This window comes from Mangrovihabitans endophyticus (assembly GCF_014646155.1).
GTDB lineage: Bacteria > Actinomycetota > Actinomycetes > Mycobacteriales > Micromonosporaceae > Actinoplanes > Actinoplanes endophyticus.
Map to the genome: position 1 here is coordinate 1 of NZ_BMMX01000062.1, position 24,139 is coordinate 24,139.

Consider the following 24,139-nt stretch of genomic DNA (forward strand, 5'->3'; position numbering starts at 1 on the left):
GCCTCAAACGCTACATAGCCCGCCAAATCTGGCGCACCCTCCAAGCCACCACTTGACACCAACACTCACAGATCTTGAAGATGGCGGTCGGATAAGTCGGTTGTGTCGGTGCTATTCGGGCCAGTGAAGCTCAAGATCCATCGGTGCGGGGGCGCCACCCTTCGGGATCGGGCATGGTGCGGGGCTGCCCGGGGCCGCCGGCGTTTGCGTGGGGCTGCCTGGGGATCGCTGGCGTTTGCGTGTGGCTGTCACGGGGGCTGGGCTGTTGCGTGTGGCTGTCACGGGCTGGGCCGTTGCGTGTGGCTGTCACGGGGGGGCTGGGCCGTTGCGTGTGGCTGTTACGGCTGGAGGTTGACGTGCCTGGGTTACGGCTGATCGGGCGTGGGGGTGCCTGGCGTACGGCTGGTCGCTCCTCGGACCCCATCCCCGGCGCCTGAGCCCCGGCCCGGTGCCGTGCCGAGTGGTGCCGTGCCGAGTGGTGACGTGCCGAGTGGTGACGTGCCGTATTAAGGGCTGTTTTGGGATCGCGCGGGGACGGGGTGGGCGACCTCGTCCCCGCGCGCGGAGCACATGGTGTTTCGTCGGAGCCGTGCCACGCGGTGGTGCTGGTGCGACCTCCTTTCGGGCGGTGTGCGCTCGGCGGGCGGACCGCCGGGAGCCGGAGCGACATCCACTATGGGAGCGCTCCCAAGAGCGGTACGCTGACTATATCGATCGAAATGATTTCGTAGAAGTGTCTCCACGATTTCGACAACGACCGGCTCACCGTCGCACCGGTGAGGACCGGCACCGTTGAGGCTCCGTGCCGGGTGCGGCCCGCCCGGCGAGGCCGGCGGCACCGCTAGGCCCGGCTAGGCCCGTCAAGCCCGGCTAGGCCCGTCAAGCCCGGCCAGGCCCGTCAAGCCCGGCCAGGCCCGGCTAGGCCCGGCTAGGCCCGTGAAGCCCGGCTAGGCCCGGCTCCGGCTACGCCACCGCGCTGCAACTCACCGTCGGGGTCGAACTCGTGCCGGAGCCCAGGAACCCGAACGAGGTGCTCGCCGACGCCGCCAGGCTGCCGTTGTAGCTGACGTTCGTGGCGGTCACCGTGTTGCCGCTGACGTTCACCGTCGCGCTCCACGCCTGCGTCACGCTCGCCGCACTCGGGTACGTCAGGGTCACCGTCCACCCGCGGATCGGCGACGAACCCGCCGTCACCGTCACGTCGCCTTGGAAGCCGCCCTGCCACTGGCCGGTCACCGCGTACGTCGCCGAGCATCCGCCGGACGCCGGCGGCGTCGTCGGGACCGTGGTGGGCGGAGTGGTGGGCGGTGTGGTGGGCGGAGTGGTGGGCGGTGTCGTCGGAGGCGTCGTCGGCGGGGTGGTCGGCGGGGTGGTGGTGCCGCCTCCGCCGAAGTTGACGTCGCTGCAGAAGTAATACGACTGGTCCAGGTGGCTCGCCTGCCAGATGGTGTAGACCACGGCGCGGCCGGTGCGCCCGCTGAGCTGCACCGGAACGTCGATCTGCACGCCGTTGTCGAGCTGATCCCACTGCGCGGCGGGCGTGTTGCCGATCTGGCTGACCCGTTCCAGATCGGACCACTTCAGCGGGGTGGTGACCGGGTTGTATCCGGGCCGGGAGACGTACACCCAGATGTAGTCGGCGCCGTGCCGGGCGCCGTCGAACAACCGTACGTTGAAGCTGTTGCCGACCGAGGCGGCGGTCCAGTTGCCGACCGCGTCCATGGCTGCGTAGCGCCCGTTCTGGGTGAGGCCGGCGCTGCACAACTGGCCGTCCGGGATGGCGCCCTGGTGGTCGCCGCCGACGCCCTCGCGGAACAGGCTGTTCCAGTTCCACATGGCGTTGGGGTCGGCTTGCCAGGCCTGCCAGCACATCGGGTCCTCGGTGGCCATCGCCGGGTCTTGGAACCGGTCGCCCCAGCGTTCGTAGCAGCCGTAGTTGCGGGAGGCCGGGCTGGTGATGTTGCCGTGCGCGAACGCCGGGCCGGACGGCACGACCGCGACGGCCACCGCGGCGCCCATGGCCCCGGCGATGCCGGCGGCGAGCAGCCGTCGACGAAGGGATGTCAACATGAGGATTCAGCACTCCAGGGGACGGAGGCCGCCGCGGTGACGCCCGGCCGATCGGGGGGCGCGGCGCGCGGGGGCCAGACCTATGGGGGTACGGCGGAGGCTGCCCTGTGTCTCCGCATGCCGCGTGGCTCCCGGCTGCGTGCTGCCCTCAGGGTCACAGATAGTTCGAGCCAAATCAATGAACCTCTTCACCGTGGCGAGGCCGGCAGATGCCGCCGCTGGTCGACGGCGAGCAAGCGACGGGCTCGATGCCGGGTGGAAAAGGTCAGTGCGGTGCCGATCCTCCCGCTTCCGCCCAGCGGAACGTGGATCTCGCGTTGGGGCGGTGACCTGCCTAGCGTCCGAGCCGTGCGGTTGATGATGGGACCGCGCAGCGATATGGCGACAGGGGTGATCCGCGATGGCACTGCTGGACGACGGCGTCTGGCACGGCAAGATCTGGACCGGCGCGTGGACCGACGGACACGGCGGCACGTACGCGGTGACCGAGCCGGCCACCGGGAACGCGCTCGGGGAGGTGGGCCGGGCCGACCCGTCCGACGTGACCGCCGCCGCGGAACGGGCGGTGCCGGCCGGGCGGGAATGGGCGGCGGCGCCGTTCGCCGAGCGGGCTGCCGTGCTGCGCCGCGCCGCGGACCTGCTCACCGAGCACGCCGCCGAGATCAAGGAGTGGCTGTCCCGCGAGTGCGGCACGGTCACGCCGTTCGCGGACTTCCAGGTGCACACCAGCGCCCAGGAGTGCCTGGAGGCATCGGCACTGCCCAGTCATCCGTACGGGGAACTGCTGCGCACCGAGATGCCGCGCCTGTCGTTCTCGCGCCGCGTACCGGCCGGCGTGGTCGCGGTGATCGCGCCGTTCAACGTACCCACCATCCTGGCCATCCGGGCGATCGCACCCGCCCTGGCGCTCGGCAACGCGGTGCTGCTCAAGCCCGACCCGCGCACCTCGGTGAGCGGTGGCGTCATGTTCGCGCGCCTGTTCGAGGAGGCCGGGCTGCCGCCCGGCGTGCTGCAGGTGCTGCCCGGCGGGCCGGAGGTGGGGGAGAGCCTGGTGACCGCGCCGCCGGTGCGGGTCATCGCGTTCACCGGCTCCACCCGCGCCGGCCGTGCCGTGGGCGCCCTGGCCGGCCAGCACCTCAAGCGGGCACACCTGGAGCTCGGCGGCAACTCGGCGCTGATCGTGATGAACGACGTGGACGTTCCGGCGGCGGTGTCCGCGGGCGCCTTCGGCACGCTGGTGCACTCCGGCCAGATCTGCATGGCCACCTCCCGGCATCTGGTGCACCGTGACGTCGCCGACGAATACACCGCCCTGCTCGCCGAGAAGGCCGCCGGCCTCAAGGTCGGCGACCCGTACCGGGAGGACGTCGCGCTCGGGCCGCTGATCGACGAGGGGCAGCGGGACCGGGTGCACGACGTGGTCGCGCGGAGCGTGTCCGGCGGGGCCAAGGTGCACACCGGCGGCACGTACGAGGGCCTGTTCTACCGCCCGACGGTGCTCGGTGACGTCCCGGTCGATGCGCCCGCATACACCGACGAGATCTTCGGGCCGGTGGCCCCGGTGACGCCGTTCTCCTCGCTGGACGAGGTGGCGCGGATGGCCGCCGACACCGAGTACGGCCTGTCGCTGGGCATCCTGACCCGCGATGTGCAGGCCGGTTTGCGGCTGGCCGAGCAGATCCCGGCCGGGCTGGTGCACATCAACGACCAGACGGTGAACGACGAGGCGGTAGCGCCGTTCGGCGGCGTGGGGTCCTCCGGGACCGGCGCCCGGCACGGTGGACCCACCGCCAACATCGAGGCGTTCACCGAGACGCAGTGGGTGACCCTGCGCGGCGACGTGCCGCCCTACCCGTTCTGAGCCGGATAGCCGGGCTGAGACGTCACCGCCCGATCGGCAGGCCCGCGTAGTTCTCCGCCAGGGCGGTGGCGCCGGCCCGGCTGGACACCACCGAGCGCAACTGCGCGAGTTGTAGCTGCGCCTCGAACGGGTCCTCGCTGGTGTGCAGCATCGTGGTCATCCACCAGGAGAAGTGGGTGCACCGCCAGACCCGGCGCAGCGCGTCCTCGCCGTACCGGTCGGCGAGCGCCGGATCCTTGTCGCGCAGCAGCGCGACAAGCGCCGGGGCCAGCAGGCCGACGTCGGCCACCGCGAGGTTCAGCCCCTTGGCGCCGGTCGGCGGCACGATGTGCGCGGCATCGCCGGCCAGGAACAACCGGCCGTGTCGCATCGGCGCCTGCACGAAGCTGCGCATCGGCAGCACGCTCTTCTCGGTGACCGGTCCCGGCGTGAGCGTCCACCCGTCGGCGCCGTCGCCCAGCCGGGTGGCCAACTCCGCCCAGACCCGGTCATCCGGCCACTGCGCGACGTCGGTGCCGTTGGGCACCTGCAGATAGAGCCGGCTGACCGTGGGCGAGCGCATGGAATGCAACGCGAAGCCGCGCGGATGCCAGGCGTAGATCAGCTCGTCGGTGGACGGCGCGACGTCGGCCAGGATGCCCAGCCAGGAATACGGATAGGACTTCTCCCACGTACGCCGGACCGCCGCCGGCACCGCATCCCGGCTCGGCCCGAACGAGCCGTCGCAGCCCACGATCACGTCGGCGTCGAGCCGGCGGCCGGTTCCGCCGGCATCGGTGTACGTCACGTACGGCTGGTCGCCTTCGATGTCATGCAGCGCGGTGTCGGAGACCTCGTAGACGGCCCGGTCCCCGGCCACCTCGGTGAGATCCTTCTGCACCTCGGTCTGGCCGTAGACCCAGACGCTGCGCCCGGTCAGGTCGACGAAGTCGAGATGGTGGCGTTCGCCGGGCCACTGCAGATAGACGCCGCGGTGCGGATAGCCCTCGGCGCGCAACCGGGTACCCAGGCCGGCCTCGTCGAGCAGATCCACCGTGGACTGTTCCAGGATTCCGGCACGGATGCGCCCGGACACGTACGCCTGCGAGCGAGTCTCCAGCACCACGGACTCGACGCCGCGACGGGCGAGAAGATGGGCCAGCAGCAGGCCGGACGGCCCGGCGCCGATGATCGCTACCTCGGTACGCATGAGCACCAGCCCATCGGCCACACACCCGCCAGGCAAGAAGGTGCTTCCGCTGACCGGAATCCCTCGCCTGCCGGCGCTACAGGTTGCGCCCGATTCCGCGGGCCGCCACCTGCAGCGCGCTGAGCAGCCGGGCCCGGTCGCGGCGCAGGTCGGCCACCACGAATCCGACCGCCGCCACCACCTCCCCGCTGGCCTCCCGCACCGGCACCGCGATCGAGCTGGCGCCCATGCTCATCTCCTCGCTGGTGGTGGCGTAGCCGTCGGCCAGCACCCGGCGCAACTGGGTGAGCAGCCGGCCCGGCTGGGTCACCGTGTACGGCGTGACCCGCGACAGGTTCGCCAGCACCCGGGTCCGCACGTCCTCCGGCGCATGCGCCAGCAGCACCTTGCCGACGCCGGTGGTGTGCAGCGGCAGCCGGGAGCCCACCTGGCTGACCACCGGGACGGAAGCGTGGCCGGAGACCCGCTCGACGTAGAGCGCCACGGCGTCGTCGCGCACCGCCAGGTGCACGGTGGCCAGCGTGGCGCCGTACAGGTCCTGCAGGAACGGGGCCGCCGCCTGGCGCAGGCCGGTCTCCACCGGCGCCAGCAGGCCGAGGTTCCACATGCGCCGGCCGACCACGTATGCCCCGGAGTTCTGCCGCACCAGCGCCCCGTGCTTGACCAGCTCGGCGACCAGCCGGTGCGCGGTGGCCAGCGGCAGGCCGGCCCGGCGCGCGAGCGCGGACAGGGTCAGGCTGCGATGGTCGTCGTCGAACGCGCCGAACAGGTCAAGCACCCGCGAGGTGACGCTGACCCGCGGTTGTGCGCTGTTGCCCGCCACACCGGCCCTTCGTCGAAGTCGTCGAGGTGCTGACTCCGAGTCTCGCCGATCGGGCGGGTATGCGCATGCGGTCACGCATGTGTGCACTGCCGCCGCGCGGCACTCAGGGCACGGACCAGTGCTGGGTGGTCCCGCCGTCGCACGCCGCGACGCGGACCGTGGCGCCCGCCGCGCCCGGGTCGGTGAGGCATCCGCCGGAGGCCGGGTTGACCAGGGTGCCGCCCGGCCCGGTCCGCCACTGGGCGCCGGCCCGGTCGTCGCAGCCCACCGAGCGCACCGTCTGGTCGCCGGTGACCTGCGCGCACCGCCGGGCCACCCGCAGCGTGCCGTCGCTGGCCAAGGTGAACCACTGCGCGCTGCCGCCGCCGCACCCGGCGGCCTGGATCGGGCTGCCGTCGATGCCGAGCAGGCCGCCCAGGGCCAGGCACCGCCCACCCGCGGAGGTGATCGCGCCGGTGCGGTCCGCGGCGGGCGGTGGTGCCAGCGTCGCCGAGGGGGCGGCGGAGCTGGGCGTTGCGGTGGGTGACGACGACGCCGCGCTGCCGGTGGGCGCCGCGGCCGATGCGCCGGCCGAGGACGCCGACGCCGATGCCGACGGGCGCGTGCTGCCGCTCGCCGAGGGGGACGGACCGGCCGAGCCGCCGGCGCTGGGCACGTGGCCGGACGGACCGGTGATCGCCGGCAGGACGCCGCCGCCGGGCAGCGACGCCGCCGGTGCGTCATCGTCCTCCCGGCCGCCGGTGGCCAGCATGACCACCGCCGCGGCCACCATCAGGACCAGCGCGCCGCCCAGCAGCACGATGCGCCGCAGGCGTGCCGTTCCCGGCCCGTCGGCGCCGAACAGGGCGGGCATCACCCGGGTGTCGGCCTCGACGGGCGTGTCCCCGGCCGGCGCGGGTTCCGGCCACCGCGTCCGTGTGCGGGCGGTGCCCGCGCTGCCCGCCTCGGTGGTGATGTACGGGCGGACGAGCACCGGCTCGTCATGCTCCGGCATGGTGTCGGGGGTGTCGGCCATCTCGTCCCTTGCGTGTGTGGTTCCGGCTCGGCGTGCGCATCCGGCGGTACGACAAGATACGCGAGATTTGCTCCGGTAGATCATGGAGGCGGATCCGCCCTCGGCGGACCTGCCGATCTTCCGGTGGACGCGCGGCTGACCAGCGGCGATAGTGACGGCATGAGCTATGTCGCCGCATCGGACCGATACACCCGTGGAATGCTGTACCGCCGGACCGGACGCTCGGGACTCGACCTGCCCGTGCTGTCCCTCGGTTTCTGGCACAACTTCGGCGACGACAAGCCCTTCGAGACGCAGCGGGCCATCACCCGGCGGGCGTTCGACCTCGGCGTCACGCACTTCGACCTGGCCAACAACTACGGGCCGCCGTACGGGTCCGCCGAGCTCAACTTCGGTCGGCTGATGCGGGCGGACCTGCGGCCGTACCGGGACGAGATGGTCGTCTCCACGAAGGCGGGCTGGGACATGTGGCCCGGACCGTACGGGCAGGGTGGCGGCAGCCGGAAATATCTGCTCGCCAGCCTTGACCAGTCACTGAGCCGCCTGGACCTGGACTACGTGGACATCTTCTACTCGCACCGCTTCGACCCGGACACCCCGCTGGAGGAGACCGCGGGGGCGCTGGACGCGGCGGTACGCGCGGGCAAGGCGCTGTACGTCGGCATCTCCTCGTACGACGCGGAGCACACCCGCCGGATGGCCGCGCTGCTGCGGGATCTGGGCACGCCGCTGCTCATCCACCAGCCGTCCTACTCGATGCTGAACCGGTGGATCGAGACCGAGGGCCTGCTGGACGCCGCCGCTGAGGTGGGCGCCGGGGTCATCGGGTTCACCGCGCTCGCCCAGGGGCTGCTGACCGGCAAATATCTGCAGGGCATCCCGGAGGGCTCGCGGGCCACGCAGGGCAAGTCACTGGACCCCGGATCGATCGACGAGAACCTGGTGGCGCGGCTCAACGATCTGTTCGGGGTGGCGCGCGCCCGCGGGCAGAGCCTGGCCCAGCTTGCCCTGGCCTGGGCGTTGCGCGACGAGCGCGTCACGTCCCTGGTGGTGGGCGCGAGCAGCGTGGCGCAGTTGGAGCAGAATGTGGCCGCGCTGGACAACCTGACCTTCACCGACGACGAACTGTCCACCATCGACAAGATTCTGGCGGGCGCGACCGCCTCGGTCGATCAGTGGCAGGACGCCCGCCGGGGCACGCTCTGAGCGGAGTCACACCGCCCGCAACCAGTCCATCGCCTGGTCCACCGTCGCCGCCGCCGGGACTCCCGGGGGCGGCGACGGCCGGTCCACCATGATCACCGGCACGCCCAGGTCGCGCGCCGCGCTCAGCTTGGCGTCCGCGCCGCCGCTGTCCTTGGTCACCAGCACGTCGATGCGGTGACCGGTCATCAGGTCCCGCTCCCCAGCCACGGTGAACGGGCCGCGGTCCAGGATCACCGTCATCCGGGCCGGCATCGGCGGAAGCGGCGGTTCCACCGAACGCGCCAGGAACCAGCAACGGTCCAGGCCGGTGAACACCCCGATGCCCTGGCGCCCGGTGGTCAGGAAGACCCGCGAGTGCCGCCCCCGCAGGGCGGTCGCGGCGGCGGTCAGGGACGGCACCCGCGTCCAGCGGTCGCCGGGGCGTTCCCGCCATCCCGGCCGCCGCAGCATCAGCAGCGGCACGCCGGTGCGCCGCGCCGCCGCCACGGCGTGCTCGGTCATGGTGGCGGCGAAGGTGTGCGTGGCGTCCACCAGGGCGCCGATCCGCTCGTCGCGCAGGAAGTCGACAAGGCCGTCGACCCCGCCGAAGCCGCCGATCCGCACCCGCCCGGCGATGGGCACCGGCCGGCCGGTGCGCCCGGCCAGCGACGTGACGGTGTGCAACTCGGGGTGGCCGGCGCAGGCGGCGGCGAGCTCCCGGCCCTCGGTGGTGCCGCCGAGCACCAGCACCCGCAGGTCGCCTCCCGGCGTCAATCCCGGCATCGGGCCGCGGAGTAGAGGTGACTGTCCGGGAACTGCTCCGCGGTCAGCGCCGCGCCTACCACGATCACCGCGGTCCGGACGATGCCGGCGTCGCGCACCCGCGCGGCGATGTCGGCGAGCGTGCCGCGCACGATCAGCTCGTCCGCTCGGCTCGCCCGGGCCACCACCGCGACCGGGCAGTCCGCGCCGTACCGGCCGGTCAGGTCCGCCGCCACGGTCTCGATGTGCTGCACGGCCAGGTGCAGCACCATCGTCGCGCGGGCGGCGCCCAGGGTGGCCAGATCCTCGCCCGGCGGCATCGGCGTGGCGCGCTGGGCGATGCGGGTCAGCACCACGGTCTGCGCCACGCCGGGCACGGTGAACTCCCGGCCGAGCGCCGCGGCGGCGGCGGCGAACGCGGGCACGCCGGGCGTCACGTCGTACGGCACGCCGGCTGTGTCGAGCCGCCGCATCTGCTCGGCCACCGCGCTGAACACGGACGGGTCGCCGGAGTGCAACCGGGCGACGTCACGACCGGCCCGGTGCGCGGCGACCATCTCACCGACGATCCGCTCCAGGTCCAGCCGGGCGGTGTCCACCAGGCGCGCACCGGGTGGGCAGAACGCCAGCAGTTCCTCCGGCACGAGGCTGCCCGCGTACAGGCAGACCGGGCTGGCCGCGAGCAGGTCCCGCCCGCGGACCGTGATCAGGTCGGCGGCGCCCGGACCGGCGCCGATGAAATGCACCGTCATGGCTTGACCACCGACCACAGGGTCACCGGCATCATCGCTCTCCATCCCGTGAAGGTGCCCACCGGGGACGCCCGGTGGACGGCGATCCGCGTCAGGTCGCCACCGAGCCTCGCGTACGCCGCGGCGAGCACCGCCTCCGACTCGACGGTCACCGCGGTGGCCACCAGCCGGCCCCCGGCGGGCAGCGCGTCCAGGCAGGTGTCGAGGACGCCGTCGCGGGTCAGCCCGCCACCGACGAACACGGCCGCGGGCGTGGGCAGCCCGGCCAGCGCATCGGGGGCGCGTCCGGGCACCACTCGCAGCGCGGGCACGCCGAGCCGGGCGGCGTTGGCGGTGATGCGGGCGGCGCGGTCCGGCTCGGACTCCACCGCGATCGCCCGGCAACTGCGGTGGCTGCGCATCCACTCGATGGCGATGCTGCCGGCGCCGGCGCCGACGTCCCACAACAGCTCGCCGGGCCGCGGGCCGAGAGCGGACAGGGCGACCGCGCGGACCTCACGCTTGGTGAGCTGACCGTCGTTGTCGTACCGGTCGTCGCGCAGGCCGGGCACGATCGCCGGGGCGGGGCCGCCGGCACACTCCACGGCCACCACGTTCAGCGGGTCGACCGGTTGCTCGGGCCAGTGGCCGGCGCGGGCCGTGACGACCGACTCGGCCGGACCGTCGAGCTGGCTGAGCACCGTCACGCGGCTGTCCGGGAACCCGCACTCGGACAGCAGCCCGGCCACCCGCGCCGGGGTGTCCGCGCCGGCGCTGAGCACCAGGATGCGGCGGCCGTCGTGCAGCAGCGGGCGCAGTTCCGCCAGCGGCGCGGTGACCAGGCTGAGCACGTCCACCTGAGCCAGCGGCCAGCCGAGCCGGGCGGCGGCCAGCGACACCGACGACGGATGCGGCAACACCCGGAGCCGGTCCGCGCCGAGCACCCGGGCCAGGGTCGCGCCGATGCCGTGGAACATCGGGTCACCGCTGGCGAGCACGCACACCCGGCGCTCGCGGTGTGCGGCGAGCAGGTCCGGCAGGGCGCGCAGCAGCGGCGTCGGCCAGCCGATCCGCTCGCCCGGCACGTCGTCCGGCAGCATCGCGAGCTGCCGGGCGGAACCCAGGACGACCTCGGCGGCGCGCAGTTCGGCCCGGCTCGGATCGGCGAGCCCGGCCCATCCGGCAGCGCCGATGCCCACCACCACGACGGTTCCGGCGTCGCGAGCCGGTGCGCCGGGCGTGCGCGCCGGGGCCGTGCTGGTCTCGGGTACGGGGCCGGTGCTGGTCACCCGGCGGACGGTACCCGGCGGTGCCCGGCGCGCGTGCCGGCGGGCGCACCCGTGAGCGGGACATCACCACTTTCTTGCCGCCGCGTTGAGCGAAGCCGCCCGGCCGTCCGTACCACAGCGCGACGGCCCGGCCATGCGGGTCGTCCGCCGGCCGCAGGGGGTGGCAGGCGCCGGCCACGAGTGCTGCGACAGCGGGTGAGAACGATGGTGCGCCAACAGTTCCCGACCTTTGAGGATCAGCGACATGCCGGCGCCGACCTGTTGGAGCACCCGGCGCGCCCGGTGTCCGCGCATCCGGTGTCCGCGCGCCCGGACTCCGCGCAGCCGTGGTGGGACGGCCCGCCCACGCCGGACGCGTACCGGCGCAGCGACATCGTGGTGGAGTCGCACACCGACCCGACCGGCTGGACCGCCGAAGGGCCGGCGACGCCGCCCATCGACGACCGCCCGCCCGCCGAGGCGACCTCCGGAAATCGGCTGCTGGTCGGGCTGCTGTTCATGGCCGGCCTGGCCACCAGCGTGTCGCTGTGGCTGTTCGAAACCGAGGCCGGCGCGGTGCGGGACGCCGCGTCGATGCTGCTCGCGGCGGGCCGGATCACCGGGCTGATCGGCGGCTACCTGCTGTTCGTGCAGTTGCTGATGATGAGCCGGGTGTCCTGGCTGGAGGAGTGGGTGGGCGCCCGGGACCTGCTGCGCTGGCATCGCGGGCTGGGCACCTCGCTGGTCGTCGCGGTGCTCGCGCATGTGGTGCTCATCACCTACGGCTACGCGCTGACCGCCGGTCAGCCGGTGGTGGACCAGGGCTGGACGATCATCACCACGCTGCCCGAGATGCTCAGCGCCACCGCCGCGACCGGCATCCTGGTGCTGATCAGCCTGATCTCCATCCGCGCGGCGCGCAACCGCCTGCCGTACGAGCTGTGGCACCTGATCCACCTGAGCGGCTACCTGGCGCTGCTGCTGGCGTACGGCCACCAGATCGCCACCGGCGCGAACCTCAGCGGCCGGTACGCGTCGGTCTTCTGGCCCGGCCTCGGCGCGCTGGTGATCTCCGCGCTGATCTGGGGCCGGCTGGTCGAGCCGGTGTGGCTGAACGTGCGGCACCGGTTCGAGGTGGCCCAAGTGGTGGCCGAGGGCGCGAACACGTTCTCGATCTACATCGACGGGAAGCGGCTGGACCGGCTACCCGCGCGGGCCGGGCAGTTCATGCGGTGGCGGTTCCTGACCGCGGGCGGCTGGTGGCAGTCGCATCCGTTCTCGTTGTCCGCGGCGCCGAACTCGCAGTGGCTGCGGCTGACCGTCACGGCGGTCGGCCGGCACACCGCGAAGCTGGCCGAGCTGGAGCCCGGCACGCCGGTGTGGGCGGAGGGGCCGTTCGGCACGTTCACCGCGCAGCGGCGCACCCGGCGGCGTGCCCTGCTGATCGCGGGCGGCTCGGGCATCGCGCCGATCCGGGCGCTGCTGGAGGACATGCCGCCGGACACCATCGTGATCTATCGCGCGGGCCGGCCGGAGGAGCTGGTGTTCCGCGCCGAGCTGGAAGACCTGGCCGAGCACCGGGACGCCTGGGTCCGTTACATCGTGGGCTCCCGCACCGATCCCGGCCCGCGCCGCCTGTTCACCCCGGACGGGCTGCGTGGCCTGGTGCCGGACGTGAACCGCCGCGACGTCTACCTGTGCGGACCGCCGGGGCTGGTGCACGCGGCGGTGGGCACGCTGCACGGGCTGGACGTGCCGGACAGCCAGATCCACCTGGACCCCTTCGAGTTCTGACCGCAGACATCCACGCGAATCTTCCCGACCCGGAGTAGACACATGCGACGTAGCACCGCAGCAGCCGTGGGCACCCTCACCGGGGCGGCCTTGATCATCGGCGTACGGCTGAGCGTGGCCGCGCCCGCGGTGACCGCCGCGCCGCCGCCGGTCGACCTGTCCGACACCGATCTGGCCGGGTCGGAGGTGTCCGACGGGCAGGCCGGGGAGGCCGGGCAGCCGACGCCGTCGGGGTCCGGCAAGGCGTCCAAGGAGGCGTCCGGCAAGGGATCCACGGAGACCTCCGGCAAGCAGAAGAACAAGGAGAAGGAGAAGAAGCCGGCGGAGCCCTCGGACGGCGGTGCGCGCCAGGACGGGCCGGCCGACGGGGTGTACCGGGGCAGCGCGGTGACCAACCCGTACGGCACCGTCCGGGTCTCCATCAAGATCTCCGACGGCAAGATCTCCGCGGTGGACGCGACCTATCCGACCACCGCCGACAGCGGCCGGATCAACCCGCCGGCCGTCGCCGCCCTGAAGCAGGAGACGCTGAAGGCACAGAGCGCCGACGTCGACGCGGTCTCCGGCGCGACGTTCACCAGCGAGTCGTACGTCAAGTCGCTTCAGGCCGCCCTGGACTCGGCCGGCGCGTAGCATCCGTGCCCATGCGCCACGTCGAGATGGTCATGGGCACGGCGGTCAGCATCGAACTCGCCGACCCGCTGCCCGACGCCCGCCTGCGGGAACTGATCGGGGACGTGTGCGCCTGGCTGCATGAGGTGGACGAGCGGTTCAGCACGTACCGTCCGGACAGCGAGGTGAACCGGCTGCAGCGCGGTGCGGTGCGCCTGGAGGACTGCTCCGCCGACCTGCGGGACGTGCTCGGCGCCTGCGCCGATCTGTGGCGCTCGACCGACGGCTTCTTCGATGTGTACGCCACCGGCGGCCTCGACCCGAGCGGCTATGTGAAGGGCTGGTCGGTCGAGGTGGCCTCGGCGCGGCTGGCGGCGGCCGGTGCCCGGCGGCATCACATCAACGCGGGCGGCGACGTGCGGGTGCGCGGCGACGCCGAGCGCCCATGGCGGATCGGTGTCCGGCATCCCACCGAGGCGGACCGGGTGAGCTGGGTGCTGGGCGTGACCGACGGGGCGGTGGCCACCTCCGGCCGGTACGAACGCGGCGACCACGTCCGCAATCCGCGCACCGGCCGGGCGGCCTGCGGACTGGCCTCGGCCACCGTGGTGGGACCGGACCTGGCGCTGGCCGACGCGTACGCGACGGCGGCGATCGCCATGGGCCAGGCGGGCATCGACTGGCTGGCGACGCGGGTGGCGGACGGATACGAGTCGGCGGTGGTGACCGACGACGGCCGCGCCTACACGTCAGCGGGCTTGCCGGTCCTGTCCTGATCGGCCGGGGCGCCGTCGCCCGGGTGGTGCCTCGGGGTGTACACCGACGGCGTGCCGTCGCCGCGTGTGTGCGCCCTGGTCTGCGACGATCCCACGATCAGCAGGCACCGCATGTCGATGCTGGCCGGGTCCAGCTTGTCCAGCGTGGTCACCCGCACCGACTCCGCCCGCCCGCCCACGTCGCGGCCCACCACCACGGGCGTGTCCGGGGAGCGGTGCGCCAGCAGCAACTCCCGCGCGGTCGCCAACTGCCGGGTGCGCGTCTTCGACGCCGGGTTGTAGATCGCGATGACCAGGTCCGCCTCGGCCGCCGCGGTCAGCCGCTGGGCGATCACCGGCCACGGCTTGAGACGGTCGGACAGCGACAGAACGCAGAAGTCGTGGCCCAGCGGTGCGCCGACCCGGCTCGCCACCGCCTGCGCCGCGGTCAGGCCCGGCACGACGCGGACCGGGACGTCCTTCCACTGCGGGTCCTCGGCGGTCTCCAGCACCGCCGCCGCCATGGCGAACACGCCCGGGTCGCCGGACGAGACCACCGCCACCCGACGGCCGCGCTTGGCCAGGTCCAGCGCGAACGCGGCACGCTCGGCCTCCACCCGGTTGTCCGACCGGTGTCGGCGCTGGCGGGGGTTCGGCGCCACCCGGTCCACATAGGGCGCGTAACCCACCAGGTCGTCCGCCTCGGCCAGGGCCGCCTGCGCCTGCGGGGTCAGCCAGTCCCGGCCGCCCGGTCCGAGACCCACCACGGTCACGCCACCGTCGCCCGGCTCCGGCGGTTCGGCCGCCGGTGCGGCGGATGAGAGGGCGCCCGCGGCCCGGCTCGGCAGCAGCGCGAGCGAGAAGTACGGCACGCTGTCCGGATCGATGTCGGCCAGCCGTCCGGTGCGTTCGCGATCCGTGGTGGCCCGTTCCACATACCACGCGTCGTCGAGTCGGCCCGCACGGTCCAGGGCCTCGCGCACCGGGGCGAACGTGCGGCCGAGCTTCATCACCGCGGCCGAGTCGGTGGCCGCCAGCCGGGCCGCCAGATCGTCCGCGGTCAGCGTGCCGGGCAGCACCGTCAGCACCTCGTCGCGTTCCATCAGCGGTCGCCCGAGCACCGCCGCCGCCGCGCTCACCGACGTCACCCCGGGCACCACCGTGGCCGGGTATCGGTCGGCCAGCCTCTTGTGCATGTGCATGTAGGAGCCGTAGAAGAACGGGTCACCCTCGGCCAGCACCACCACATCACGGCCGGCGTCCAGATGCGCGGCGAGCCGGGCCGCGCTCGCCGTGTAGAACTCGTCGATCGCACCCTGGTAGCCGTCCGGATGGTCGGTCGGCTCGGTGGTCACCGGGTAGATCAGCGGTTCCTCGATCTGGCCCGCGCGTAGGTACGGCTCGGCGATCGCGCGGGCGTTGCTCCGCCCGTGGCGAGCGGCGTGGTAGGCGATCACATCCGCCGCGCCGATGAGCCGTGCGGCCTTGACCGTGACCAGTTCCGGGTCTCCCGGTCCGAGTCCCACACCGTACAGGCGGCCGGTCATGTTCACTCCTCCTCCGAGGCCACGGCGTTGACCGCGGCAGCGGTGACGGCGCTGCCGCCGCGCCTGCCGCGTATCACCAGGTGTTCCAGGCCGGAGACGGACAGCGCCTCCTTGGACTCGGCCGCGCCGATGAACCCGACCGGGATGCCCACCACGGCGGCCGGCCGGGGTGCGCCCGCCTCGACCATCTCCAGCAGCCGGAACAGGGCGGTCGGCGCGTTGCCGATGGCGACCACGGCACCGGCCAGCCGGTCGCCCCACAGGTCCAGGGCGGCGGCGCTGCGGGTGTTGCCGATCCGCTGGGCCAACGCCGGCACCGCCGGGTCGCGCAGTGTGCAGATCACGTCGTTGGCGGCGGGCAGCCGGGACCGGGTGACACCGGCCGCCACCATCTCGGCGTCGCAGAGGATCGGCGCGCCGGCCCGCAGCGCCGCCCGCGCGGCCGACACCACCCCGGGGCTGAACCCGACGTCGCCGGCCAGGTCCACCATGCCGCAGGCGTGAATCATCCGGACCACGACCCGGGCCACGTCGCCCGGAAGGGCGGACAGGTCGGCCTCCGCGCGGATGGTCGCGAAGGACCTGCGGTAGATCTCCGCGCCGTCGCGCACATACTCCATCAACTGCTCCTCATGTCGACAGCGCGAGCCTCGGCGGCGCGGGCGCCGACGCTGCGGTGCGGCTCCCGCCAGGCGCCCGACGGCGCCCGCACCAGGTAGTCGTCGCCGGTGGCCTCCACCCGCACGTGCGGACCGGCGGGGCTGCCGCATCCGCGTGCACAACCGATCCAATGCACCGGCAACCGGTCCGCGGGGTGCTCCCGGGACGGCCGGGCGCCGTCCGCGGCCACCGCTGCACCGGCATCCGTACGCACGTCGGCCAGTGCCTTCGCGCAACAGGGGCGCCCCGCGCAGGTGGTCACCCCCGCCCACGGCGAGTCCGGTCGCACCTCCAGCCCGGCCGCGGCGAACCGGTCCAGCCAAGCGCCCGCCTGGTCCCGTGGGAGGCCGGTCACCAGCACGCCGCGCCACGGCGTGATCACCAGGGACGGCGCGGCGGACAGCACGGACATCTGATGCCGGCGCAGGCGGCCGAGGGGCACCAGCGCACCCGCGCTCCAGCCGCCGTCGGGCTGCCGGTGCACGCCGACCGGCGGGGCCGGCGGGCGTGCCGGCGGCACCGCGGACGGCGCCCCGGTGGGCGCGGCGAGCTCCAGCGCGACGGCGGTGCGGGCCGCCACCCGGGCCGGTCCGTCGGGCAGTTCCCGCAGCCGCCACGCGGGCGGGCTGGGACGCTCGGTCCGGTCGAGAGTGGACCCGGCGGCTCGCTCGTCGGGGCCGGGCGCGACGGCTCGCTCGTCGAGGAAGGCGTGGGCGGCCGCGAGCAGGGCAGTCACCGCCCGGTTCCGGTCCACCCGCAGCCCCGGATCCTGCCCGGCGAAGATGATGCGCACCTCGGCGGCCGGCGTCTCGCCGAACACGGCCGCGACGTCCGCCGCTCCCGCGACGTCACCGTGCCCGCTGTCCAGGGCGAACAGGAACCGGCCGGGCAGCGCGGCCAGGGCCGGGTCGGCGCACAGCCGCGCGTCGAGGTCGGCGACCAGTGCGGCCACGGCGGCGGCGGTGGGCAGCGGCGACCCCAGGATGTTGCGGACCAGCTCGTGCGACGGCGAGGGCAGCAGCCCCGCGCCGCCCAGCCGGTCGGCAAGCGTCCCGGCGGGCGCACCGGTCACCGCCCGCAACTGCAGGTTGGCTCGTGACGTCAGCTCGGCGTGCCCGTCCCCCCAGCGGTCCGCGATGTCCCGCACCACCGCCAGTTGCGCGCCGGTGAGCAGCCCGCCGGGCAGCCGGATGCGCGCCAGCGGGCCGTCCGCCGCGGCGTGCAGGCGCAGCGCCCCCGGGCAGGCGTCGGCATCGGCGCGTCGATCGATGGCAGGCACGGCCCGGATACTACGGACGCCGGACCGGACCTGCCGAGGCCCGTCAGCAGCATCACATCGACCTGGCCGCCTTGACGCGAACCGCTCGCGGTCGGCAGGGTTGCCCCGTGTTCCTGTTGCTGTCGACGTCCGACACCGATCTGCTCAGCGCCCGTGCCAGCGGCGTCGGCTATCGCCTGGCGAACCCGGCCCGCACTGCGGCGGCGGACCTGCCCGCCCTGCTGGACGGCGCGGACCTGGTGATCGTGCGCCTGCTCGGCGGACGCCGGGCCTGGGCGCAAGGGCTGGACGCGCTGCTCAGTGGCGACCGGCCGGTGGTGGTGCTGGGCGGTGAGCAGGCGCCAGACGCCGAGCTGATGAAACTGTCCACGGTGCCCGCCGGGGTCGCCGCCGACGCGCACGCCTATCTGGCGCACGGCGGCGCCGCCAACCTGGCCGCGCTGCACGACTTCCTGTCCGACACGATCCTGCTGACCGGCAACGGGTTCGCGCCCGCCGAGCCGGCGCCGGACTGGGGGCCGCTGCCCCGCGCGTCGACCACCGCCACGGGTCCCACGGTGGGCATCCTCTATTACCGGGCGCATCACATGGCCGGCAACACCGCCTTCGTCGAGGACCTGTGCCGGGCGGTAGAGGAGCGCGGCGGTCGTCCGCTGCCGCTGTTCACCTCGTCGCTGCGGTCCGCCCCGCCGGAACTGCTGGCCGAGCTGCGCCGCGCCGACGCGCTGGTGGTCACCGTGCTGGCGGCCGGCGGGACCCGGCCCGCGACGGCCGGCGCGGGTGGCGACGACGAGGCCTGGGACGTCGGCGTGCTGGCCGATTTGGACGTGCCGATCCTGCAGGGCCTCTGCCTGACCAGCAGTCGGTCCGCCTGGGAGGCCAGCGACGACGGGCTGTCACCACTGGACGCCGCGACGCAGGTGGCGATCCCGGAGTTCGACGGGCGGATCATCACCGTGCCGTTCTCGTTCAAGGAGATCGACCCGGACGGGCTTTCCGTCTATGTCGCCGACCCGGAGCGGGCCCGCCGGGTGGCCGGCCTCGCGGTGCGGCACGCCCGGCTCCGGCACGTGCCGCCGCAGCAGCGACGCGTGGTGGTCATGCTGTCCGCGTACCCGACCAAGCACTCCCGGATCGGCAACGCGGTCGGGCTGGACACCCCGGCGTCCACCGTGGCGCTGCTGCGGGCGATGCGCGAACGTGGCTATCGCACCGGCACGTTCACCGAGTTCGACGGGGACGGCCTGATGCACGCGCTGATCGCGGCCGGCGGCCAAGACCCGGACTGGCTCACCGAGGAGCAACTGGCCGGCAACCCGGTGCGGATCTCCGGGCAGCGGTACGCGACCTGGTTCGCCACCCTGCCGGAACAGTTGCGCACGTCGGTGCGGCAGCACTGGGGTCCGCCGCCGGGGGAGCTCTACACCGACGGCGGGGACATCGTGCTCGCCGCCCTGCGCGAGGAGAACCTGGTGGTGATGGTGCAGCCTCCGCGCGGCTTCGGCGCCAACCCGGTGGCCATCTACCACGACCCCGACCTGCCGCCCAGCCATCACTACCTGGCGGCGTACCGGTGGCTGGCGGACGATTTCGGCGCCGACGCGGTGGTGCATGTCGGCAAGCACGGCAACCTGGAATGGCTGCCCGGCAAGAACGTCGGCATGTCCGCCGCCGACGGCGCCGACGCCGCCCTCGGCGATCTGCCGCTGATCTATCCGTTCCTGGTCAACGACCCGGGGGAGGGCACGCAGGCCAAGCGGCGAGCGCACGCCACCCTTGTCGACCACATGGTTCCGCCGATGGCCCGCGCCGAGTCGTACGGCGACATCGCCCGCCTGGAGCAACTGCTCGACGAGCACGCCGCCATCGCCACACTCGACCCGGCCAAGCTGCCCGCTATCCGGGCGCAGATCTGGACCCTCATCCAGGCCGCCCGCCTCGACCACGACCTGGGACTGGCGTCGCGTCCCGGCGACGAGGAGTTCGACGACTTCCTGCTGCACGTGGACGGCTGGCTGTGTGAGGTGAAGGACGCGCAGATCCGCGACGGGCTGCACGTGCTCGGCGCGGCACCGTCCGGCGAGGCCCGGGTGAACCTGGTGCTGGCCATGCTCCGCGCCCGGCAGATGTGGGCCGGGCAGGTCGCCGCGCTGCCCGGACTGCGCGAGGCGCTCGGCCTGGACGAGACCGCGGACGCCGCCGAGCGGACCGCGGTGGACGCGATCGAGGAGACCGCCCGCGCCCTCGTGGTCGCGATGGAGGAGCGCGACTGGGATCCCGCTGCGGCGGGGGAGGTCACCGCCGCCGTGCTGGCCCGCGCGGACGACACCGTCGCGCGGGTGTTGACGTTCGCCGCGACCGAGATCGTGCCCCGGCTGGCCCGCACCACCGACGAACTGACGCACACGTTGCACGCGCTGGACGGCGGCTACGTCCCGGCCGGCCCCAGCGGATCACCGTTGCGCGGACTGATCAACGTGCTGCCCACCGGCCGCAACTTCTACTCCGTCGACCCCAAGGCGGTGCCCAGCGCGCTGGCCTGGGAGACCGGCCAGGCGATGGCCGATTCGCTGCTGCACCGCTACCGCACCGACCACGGCGACTGGCCCCGCTCGGTGGGCCTGTCCGCGTGGGGCACCAGCGCGATGCGCACCTCCGGCGACGACATCGCGGAGATCCTGGCGCTGCTCGGCGTGCGTCCGGTGTGGGACCAGGCCTCGCGGCGGGTCACCGGCCTGGAGCCGATCCCGCCGGCCGAGCTGGGCCGCCCCCGCATCGACGTCACGGTGCGCATCTCCGGCTTCTTCCGGGACGCGTTCCCGCACGTGGTGGCGATGCTCGACGACGCGGTGCGGATGGTCGCCGACCTGGACGAGCCGCCCGAGCAGAACTTTGTGCGCGCGCACGCCACCACCGACCGGGACGCGCACGGCGACTGGCGGCGGGCCACCACGCGGATCTTCGGATCGCGGCCGGGCGCGTACGGCGCCGGGATCCTGCCGCTGATCGACAGCCGGAACTGGCGCGACGACGCCGACCTGGCCGAGGTGTACGCGGTCTGGGGCGGCTTCGCCTACGGGCGGGACCTGGACGGTGTGCCCGCGCGGCCGGACATGGAGAACGCGTACCGGCGCATCGAGGTGGCGGCCAAGAACATCGACACCCGCGAGCACGACATCGCCGACTCCGACGACTACTTCCAGTACCACGGCGGCATGATCGCCACGGTGCGGGCGCTCACCGGCAAGGCGCCCGCCGCGTACGTCGGCGACTCCACCAACCCGGACGCCACCCGGACCCGCAGCCTGACCGAGGAGACCGCCCGGGTCTTCCGGGCGCGCGTGGTGAACCCGCGCTGGGTCGCGGCCATGCGGCGGCACGGCTACAAGGGCGCGTTCGAGCTGGCCGCCACCGTCGACTACCTGTTCGGCTACGACGCCACCGCCGGGGTGGTCGCGGACTGGATGTACGAGCAACTGGCGGCGACGTACGTGCTGGATCCGGAGAACCAGAAATTTATGACCCAGTCGAACCCGTGGGCGCTGCACGGCATCACCGAGCGGCTGCTGGAGGCCGCCGACCGCAAGATGTGGGCGGCGCCCACGCCGGAGACACTGAGCGCGTTGCAGCAGGTCTATCTGGACACCGAGGGCGACCTGGAGGGCGAGGATTAGGCCGTGGTCTCCGGCCCGTCCTTGCCGTCTGGCCTGCGCAGCAGGTAGGTGTCCATGATCCAGCCGTGCTCGGCGCGGGCCCGTGCCCGCCGGTCCGCGATCTCGTCGCGCACCTGCGCCATCGGTCCCGCGGCCAGCAACTCGTCGGCGGTGCCCAGGTAGGCGCCCCAGTAGACGTCCGCGTCGTCCGGCGCCGCGGCCAGACCCGGTCCCGAATCCAGCATCACCACGACGTCGTCGACGCCGTCCGGCCACGACTCGGCCAGCCGCCGGCCGGTGGTGATCTGCACCGGGCGGCCGACCCGGTTGAGCGGCGTCCGGTGCTTGGCGGCCAGCGCGGATACGCTGCTGATGCCGGGCACCACCTCGTAGGTGAACTCGACCGCGCCCCGGGCCAGGATCTCGTCCAGGATCGCGATGGTGGAGTCGTACAGCGTCGGATCCCCCCAGACCAGGAAGGCGCCCGTCTGACCGGCGTCCAGATGGTCGCGGATCAGCTCCTCGACGACCGCGGAGCGCCGGCTCCGCCAGTCCGCCACGGTGCCCGGGTAATCCGCCGGGGCGCGGTCCCGCTCCGGGTCGCGGCCCTGCACCTCCCGATGCCCCGGCCGCCCGTACGAGGACATCAGCCGCCGTCGTAGCGCGATCATGCTGTCCTTGGCTTCGCCCTTGTCCATCAGGAAGAACACGTCGGTGCGGCCGATTGCCTTGGCCGCCTGCAGGGTGAGGTGGTCGGGGTCGCCCGCCCCGATCCCGATGACGTAGATCCGCATCCCGTCGAGTCTGCCCGACGCGCCCGCGCCCGGCGGTGCCGGGCCCCGCCGGCCAGGTCCGGCAGGCTGATCAGTCCGGCAGGAGGGGTACCGACGGCCCCAGCTCCCGGCCCAGCGTGGCGGCGCGGGTCACCGAGGCCGCGCCGAACCGGTCCCGGACCGCGTCCAGCGCGGCGTCCAGCACCTCCGGCGCGCCCGCGCGGATCGGCAGTTCCAACTGCTGGAACCGGTCGGACTCCAGGTTGCCCACGGCCACCCCGACCAGGGTCAGCCCGCGCGTGGCGATCATCGGGTGCGCCTGCTCCAGCAGGCCCCGGGCGACGTCCAGGACCGGCTGGGTCAGCGAGGTGGGTACCCGCATGCTGCGCGACCGGGTGACACGCGCGAAGTCGCGGAACCGCAGCCGCACCGTCACGGTGCGCCCGGCCCGGTGCGCGGCACGCATCCGGCGGGTGACCCGGTCGACCAGGGCGGCCAGGGTGGCGTCGATCTCGGCGAACGCCCGCGGACGGCCACCCAGCGCGCACTGCGCCCCGATCGAGGACCGCCGCACCCCGGTGCGCACCGGGCGCGGATCGTGGTTGTGCGCCAAGGCGTGCAGGTGCCGGCCGGTGTGCCGGCCCAGCATCGCCACCAGCGCCGCCTCGCCGACCCGGGCCACGTCGCCGACCGTGCGCAGGCGCTGCTCGCGCAGCTTCGCCGCGGTGACCGGCCCGACACCCCACAGCCGCTCCACCCCCAGCGGATGCAGGAACGCCAGCTCGCCGCCGGGCGCGACGACCAGCAGACCGTCCGGCTTGCCGACGCCGCTGGCCACCTTGGCCAGAAACTTGGTGCGCGCCACACCGACCGTGATCGGCAACCCGACCCGGTCGCGCACCTGCGCGCGAAGCCGTGCCGCGATGCGCGCCGGGGCGCCACGGATCCGCAGCAGCCCGCCCACGTCCAGGAATGCCTCGTCGATCGAGATCGGCTCGACCAGCGGCGTGGTGTCCCGGAAGATGCCGAACACCGAACGGCTGGCCGTCGCATAAGCCGACATCCGCGGCGGCACCACCACGGCACCGGGACACAACGCGCGGGCCTGCGCCACACCCATCGGCGTGCGCACGCCGAAGGCCTTGGCCTCATAGCTGGCCGCGAGCACCACGCCACCCCCGACCAGCACCGGACGCCCGCGCAACGCGGGATCGTCACGCTGCTCGACCGACGCGTAGAACGAGTCGAGGTCGGCGTGCAGAATCGTCGCCGTGTCCACCACGGGCCAGATCCTAGTACAGATGTTCGAATAACGTGATCCGGCAGGATGGGAACATGACGTCGCGACCTCCCCTGGCCGAGAAGCTCGACCTGCAACCACATCCCGAGGGTGGCTGGTTCCGGGAGACCTTCCGGTCCGAGACCACCATCGAGCCGCCCGGGTACGAGGGCACCCGGGCGGCGGCGACCGCCATCTACTTCCTGTTGCACCCGGGCGAGGAGTCCGCCTGGCATGTGGTGCGCTCGGACGAACTATGGTTCTGGCACACCGGCGGACCGTTGACGCTGACCCTGGGCGGTTCCGGGCGAGCGCCGGCAGCCCCGGCCTCGGTGACACTGGGCCTGGACCGCCCGCAGGTGCTGGTGCCGGCCGGGGTCTGGCAGTCGGCACGCCCGGCGGGGACGGATCCGGTGCTGGTGAGCTGCGTGGTGTCGCCGGGCTTCGACTTCGCCGACTTCACCATGGCATAGCCACACCGCCCACCCTCCCCGCGCCGCCCGCTCCGCCCGCGCGCCCATGCGCCGGCTGCCCTCCCCGCGCCGCCCCCGCGCCCATGCGCCCACGCGCTGGCCGCCCTCCCCGCGCCGCCCCGCTCCGCCCGCGCGCCCGCGCGCCCGCGCGCCCTCCGCCCCCGCGCCGGTGGCCCGTCGATCATGGACTTTGTGGTCCGACATGTCGGTCGTGCCTACACCAATCGCCCCCCACAAGCTCAAGATCGAGCGGACAGCGCCGGTGGTGCGTGTCGATCATGGAGTTTCCGGGCGGGGTATGGGGTGGCGTGGGCGACATGTCCGACCGCAAAGTCCATGATCGGCGGGGTGCTGGCGCGGGGCCGGGGCGGGGCCGGCGCGGGGCCGGCGCGGGGCCGGGGCGGGCCGGC

General features: G+C 73.6%; 19 protein-coding genes. 7 read left to right on the top strand and 12 right to left on the bottom strand.

Translation table 11 applies throughout. The features are described 5' to 3' along the window. Positions 1 to 963: 963 nt before the first annotated feature. The gene (locus IEY73_RS30620) at positions 964 to 2,070 is read right to left on the bottom strand and encodes a lytic polysaccharide monooxygenase auxiliary activity family 9 protein (protein ID WP_189082834.1); all 1,107 of its coding nucleotides are present in this window, start codon (positions 2,068 to 2,070) and stop codon (positions 964 to 966) included. A 400-nt stretch (positions 2,071 to 2,470) separates the two neighbouring features. Between IEY73_RS30620 and IEY73_RS30625 the strand changes: the two genes are divergently transcribed. Next, a complete protein-coding gene (locus IEY73_RS30625) occupies positions 2,471 to 3,931 on the top strand; it encodes a benzaldehyde dehydrogenase (protein ID WP_189082835.1) in 1,461 nt (486 codons plus the stop codon). Positions 3,932 to 3,953: 22 nt separating this feature from the next. On the opposite strand, the gene IEY73_RS30630 is transcribed toward IEY73_RS30625, so the two are convergent. From IEY73_RS30630 to IEY73_RS30640, 3 genes are all read right to left on the bottom strand, one after another. Then, a complete protein-coding gene (locus IEY73_RS30630) occupies positions 3,954 to 5,120 on the bottom strand; it encodes a 4-hydroxybenzoate 3-monooxygenase (RefSeq protein WP_189082836.1) in 1,167 nt (388 codons plus the stop codon). Positions 5,121 to 5,196: 76 nt separating this feature from the next. Next, positions 5,197 to 5,943, bottom strand: a complete 747-nt coding sequence (locus IEY73_RS30635; RefSeq protein ID WP_189082837.1) for an IclR family transcriptional regulator — start codon at positions 5,941 to 5,943, stop codon at positions 5,197 to 5,199. Positions 5,944 to 6,046: 103 nt separating this feature from the next. After that, complete coding sequence (locus IEY73_RS30640) at positions 6,047 to 6,958, bottom strand: ricin-type beta-trefoil lectin domain protein (protein WP_189082838.1); 912 nt, start codon at positions 6,956 to 6,958, stop codon at positions 6,047 to 6,049. A 159-nt stretch (positions 6,959 to 7,117) separates the two neighbouring features. Between IEY73_RS30640 and mgrA the strand changes: the two genes are divergently transcribed. Then, complete coding sequence (mgrA, locus tag IEY73_RS30645) at positions 7,118 to 8,164, top strand: L-glyceraldehyde 3-phosphate reductase (protein ID WP_189082839.1); 1,047 nt, start codon at positions 7,118 to 7,120, stop codon at positions 8,162 to 8,164. A 6-nt stretch (positions 8,165 to 8,170) separates the two neighbouring features. Here the strand turns inward: mgrA and IEY73_RS30650 are convergent, their stop codons facing one another. From IEY73_RS30650 to cbiE, 3 genes are read right to left on the bottom strand one after another with little or no spacing between them, the layout of a single operon-like run. Next, positions 8,171 to 8,926, bottom strand: a complete 756-nt coding sequence (locus IEY73_RS30650) for a cobalt-precorrin-6A reductase (RefSeq protein ID WP_189082840.1) — start codon at positions 8,924 to 8,926, stop codon at positions 8,171 to 8,173. Then, positions 8,914 to 9,657, bottom strand: a complete 744-nt coding sequence (gene cobM / locus IEY73_RS30655) for a precorrin-4 C(11)-methyltransferase (RefSeq protein ID WP_189082841.1) — start codon at positions 9,655 to 9,657, stop codon at positions 8,914 to 8,916. The genes IEY73_RS30650 and cobM overlap by 13 nt, the downstream gene beginning before the upstream one ends. Further along, complete coding sequence (gene cbiE / locus IEY73_RS30660; RefSeq protein WP_189082842.1) at positions 9,654 to 10,925, bottom strand: precorrin-6y C5,15-methyltransferase (decarboxylating) subunit CbiE; 1,272 nt, start codon at positions 10,923 to 10,925, stop codon at positions 9,654 to 9,656. Before cbiE ends, cobM begins: the two co-directional genes overlap by 4 nt. A 204-nt stretch (positions 10,926 to 11,129) precedes the next feature. Here cbiE and IEY73_RS30665 point away from each other — a divergent pair, with 204 nt between their 5' ends. From IEY73_RS30665 to IEY73_RS30675, 3 genes are read left to right on the top strand one after another with little or no spacing between them, the layout of a single operon-like run. After that, positions 11,130 to 12,698 carry a ferredoxin reductase family protein gene (locus tag IEY73_RS30665; RefSeq protein ID WP_189082843.1) on the top strand — a complete coding sequence of 523 codons (1,569 nt, stop codon included), beginning with the start codon at positions 11,130 to 11,132 and terminating at the stop codon, positions 12,696 to 12,698. A 42-nt stretch (positions 12,699 to 12,740) separates the two neighbouring features. Beyond that, positions 12,741 to 13,331 carry an FMN-binding protein gene (locus IEY73_RS30670; RefSeq protein ID WP_189082844.1) on the top strand — a complete coding sequence of 197 codons (591 nt, stop codon included), beginning with the start codon at positions 12,741 to 12,743 and terminating at the stop codon, positions 13,329 to 13,331. 11 nt (positions 13,332 to 13,342) lie between these two features. Beyond that, positions 13,343 to 14,086 carry an FAD:protein FMN transferase gene (locus IEY73_RS30675; protein ID WP_229716307.1) on the top strand — a complete coding sequence of 248 codons (744 nt, stop codon included), beginning with the start codon at positions 13,343 to 13,345 and terminating at the stop codon, positions 14,084 to 14,086. Here the strand turns inward: IEY73_RS30675 and IEY73_RS30680 are convergent. Genes IEY73_RS30680 through IEY73_RS30690 form a run of 3 tightly spaced genes read right to left on the bottom strand, consistent with a single transcriptional unit; the run spans position 14,053 to position 17,551 of the window. After that, positions 14,053 to 15,612, bottom strand: coding sequence for a precorrin-2 C(20)-methyltransferase (locus tag IEY73_RS30680; RefSeq protein WP_189082845.1), 1,560 nt, complete (start codon positions 15,610 to 15,612; stop codon positions 14,053 to 14,055). The genes IEY73_RS30675 and IEY73_RS30680 overlap by 34 nt on opposite strands. Positions 15,613 to 15,614: 2 nt before the next feature. Further along, positions 15,615 to 16,232 (bottom strand): precorrin-8X methylmutase, encoded by a 618-nt coding sequence (locus IEY73_RS30685; protein WP_189082846.1) that lies wholly within the window; start codon positions 16,230 to 16,232, stop codon positions 15,615 to 15,617. Next, entirely contained in the window at positions 16,232 to 17,551 is a 1,320-nt protein-coding gene (locus IEY73_RS30690) for a ferredoxin-like domain-containing protein (RefSeq protein ID WP_229716308.1), read from the bottom strand. Before IEY73_RS30690 ends, IEY73_RS30685 begins: the two co-directional genes overlap by 1 nt. Positions 17,552 to 17,658: 107 nt before the next feature. Between IEY73_RS30690 and cobN the strand changes: the two genes are divergently transcribed. After that, entirely contained in the window at positions 17,659 to 21,225 is a 3,567-nt protein-coding gene (gene cobN / locus IEY73_RS30695; RefSeq protein WP_189082847.1) for a cobaltochelatase subunit CobN, read from the top strand. Here cobN and cobF read toward each other — a convergent pair. Further along, a complete protein-coding gene (cobF, locus tag IEY73_RS30700) occupies positions 21,222 to 21,998 on the bottom strand; it encodes a precorrin-6A synthase (deacetylating) (protein WP_189082848.1) in 777 nt (258 codons plus the stop codon). The genes cobN and cobF overlap by 4 nt on opposite strands. A gap of 70 nt (positions 21,999 to 22,068) precedes the next feature. Next, positions 22,069 to 23,259 (bottom strand): DNA polymerase IV, encoded by a 1,191-nt coding sequence (dinB, locus tag IEY73_RS30705; protein WP_189082849.1) that lies wholly within the window; start codon positions 23,257 to 23,259, stop codon positions 22,069 to 22,071. Positions 23,260 to 23,312: 53 nt separating this feature from the next. On the opposite strand from dinB, the gene IEY73_RS30710 reads away from it, so the two are divergent. Next, the gene (locus IEY73_RS30710) at positions 23,313 to 23,729 is read left to right on the top strand and encodes a cupin domain-containing protein (RefSeq protein ID WP_189082850.1); all 417 of its coding nucleotides are present in this window, start codon (positions 23,313 to 23,315) and stop codon (positions 23,727 to 23,729) included. Positions 23,730 to 24,139 lie beyond the last annotated feature (410 nt).

What these genes read in the sequence shown, in the direction of transcription:
- IEY73_RS30675 (WP_229716307.1), top strand. Translation starts at nt 13,343, where the DNA reads ATGCGCCACGTCGAGATGGTCATGGGCACGGCGGTCAGCATCGAACTC.
- IEY73_RS30710 (WP_189082850.1), top strand. Translation starts at nt 23,313, where the DNA reads ATGACGTCGCGACCTCCCCTGGCCGAGAAGCTCGACCTGCAACCACAT.
- IEY73_RS30680 (WP_189082845.1), bottom strand. Translation starts at nt 15,612, where the DNA reads ATGACCGGCCGCCTGTACGGTGTGGGACTCGGACCGGGAGACCCGGAA.
- IEY73_RS30640 (WP_189082838.1), bottom strand. Translation starts at nt 6,958, where the DNA reads ATGGCCGACACCCCCGACACCATGCCGGAGCATGACGAGCCGGTGCTC.
- IEY73_RS30625 (WP_189082835.1), top strand. Translation starts at nt 2,471, where the DNA reads ATGGCACTGCTGGACGACGGCGTCTGGCACGGCAAGATCTGGACCGGC.
- IEY73_RS30630 (WP_189082836.1), bottom strand. Translation starts at nt 5,120, where the DNA reads ATGCGTACCGAGGTAGCGATCATCGGCGCCGGGCCGTCCGGCCTGCTG.
- IEY73_RS30620 (WP_189082834.1), bottom strand. Translation starts at nt 2,070, where the DNA reads ATGTTGACATCCCTTCGTCGACGGCTGCTCGCCGCCGGCATCGCCGGG.
- IEY73_RS30650 (WP_189082840.1), bottom strand. Translation starts at nt 8,926, where the DNA reads ATGCCGGGATTGACGCCGGGAGGCGACCTGCGGGTGCTGGTGCTCGGC.
- IEY73_RS30670 (WP_189082844.1), top strand. Translation starts at nt 12,741, where the DNA reads ATGCGACGTAGCACCGCAGCAGCCGTGGGCACCCTCACCGGGGCGGCC.
- mgrA (WP_189082839.1), top strand. Translation starts at nt 7,118, where the DNA reads ATGAGCTATGTCGCCGCATCGGACCGATACACCCGTGGAATGCTGTAC.
- cobF (WP_189082848.1), bottom strand. Translation starts at nt 21,998, where the DNA reads ATGCGGATCTACGTCATCGGGATCGGGGCGGGCGACCCCGACCACCTC.
- IEY73_RS30685 (WP_189082846.1), bottom strand. Translation starts at nt 16,232, where the DNA reads ATGGAGTATGTGCGCGACGGCGCGGAGATCTACCGCAGGTCCTTCGCG.
- IEY73_RS30665 (WP_189082843.1), top strand. Translation starts at nt 11,130, where the DNA reads ATGGTGCGCCAACAGTTCCCGACCTTTGAGGATCAGCGACATGCCGGC.
- cobM (WP_189082841.1), bottom strand. Translation starts at nt 9,657, where the DNA reads ATGACGGTGCATTTCATCGGCGCCGGTCCGGGCGCCGCCGACCTGATC.